The organism is Paraburkholderia sp. BR14320 (assembly GCF_040948665.1).
Lineage (GTDB): Bacteria > Pseudomonadota > Gammaproteobacteria > Burkholderiales > Burkholderiaceae > Paraburkholderia > Paraburkholderia youngii.
The window spans coordinates 1-1,122 of record NZ_JBFPKG010000200.1; the positions used below are offsets into that span (position 1 = coordinate 1).

The following is a 1,122-nucleotide window of genomic DNA, read 5'->3' on the forward strand; positions in this document are numbered from 1 at the left end:
CCGGCGAGATGCTGGATCGCACCCGAGATGCCGACCGCGACGTACAGTTGCGGCGCGACGATCTTGCCGGTCTGGCCGACCTGATAGTCGTTCGGCACGAAGCCCGCGTCGACGGCTGCGCGCGATGCGCCCAGTGCCGCGCCGAGCTTGTCGGCCAGCGGCTCGAGCACCTTCGTGTAGTTCTCGCCATTGCCGAGCCCCCGGCCACCCGACACGATGATCTTCGCGCTCGTCAGTTCCGGCCGATCGAGCTTCGTCACTTCGCGGCTCACGAACTGCGAGATGCCTGCGTCGGCTGCGGCTTCGATCTTCTCGACCGCTGCGCTGCCGCCTTCGGCCACGACGGCGTCGAAGCCGGTCGAGCGTACCGTGATCACCTTGATCGGGTCTTGAGATTGAACCGTTGCGACCGCGTTGCCCGCGTATATAGGACGCTCGAACGTGTCGGCGCTGTCCACTGCCGTGATGTCGCTGATCTGCGCGACGTCGAGCTTCGCGGCGATCCGCGGCGCGACGTTCTTGCCGTAGGCGGTAGCCGGCGCGAGGATGTGCGTGTAGTTCCTGGCCGCATCCTGCACAAGCGTCAGCACCGTCGCTTCGACGTTTTCCGCGAGACCCGCTTCGAGTTGCGGCGCGTCGGCGAGCAGTACCTTGCTGACGCCGGCGATCTTCGCTGCGGCATCGGCAGCAGCCTGCGCGTTATGCCCCGCGACCAGCACGTGAATCTCACCGCCGATCTTCTGTGCCGCTGCGATCGTATTCAGCGTCGCGGCCTTGATCGACGCATTGTCGTGTTCTGCAATTACCAGATTCGTCATTTCTTGCGTCTCCTCACAGCACCTTGGCTTCGTTCTTCAGCTTCTCGACCAGCGTCTTCACGTCCGGCACCTTCACACCGGCGGAGCGCTTCGGAGGCTCGGCGACTTTCAGCGTCTTCAGACGCGGCGTGACATCCACGCCGAGGTCTTCGGGCTTCACCGTTTCGAGCGGCTTTTTCTTGGCCTTCATGATGTTCGGCAGCGTCACGTAGCGCGGCTCGTTCAGGCGCAGATCGGTCGTGACCACGGCCGGCAGCGTCAGCGACAGCGTTTCCGCGCCGCCATCCACTTCGCGCGACACCGT

At 64.6% G+C, this 1,122-nt stretch carries 1 protein-coding gene and 1 pseudogene; both read right to left on the reverse strand.

Translation table 11 applies throughout. The features are described 5' to 3' along the window. Positions 1 to 818: electron transfer flavoprotein subunit alpha/FixB family protein (locus AB3X89_RS39850; protein WP_368588011.1), on the reverse strand; the 818-nt coding region annotated here is incomplete at its 3' end. 13 nt (positions 819 to 831) lie between these two features. Next, positions 832 to 1,122: pseudogene (locus AB3X89_RS39855) on the reverse strand (electron transfer flavoprotein subunit beta/FixA family protein); the annotation flags it as partial.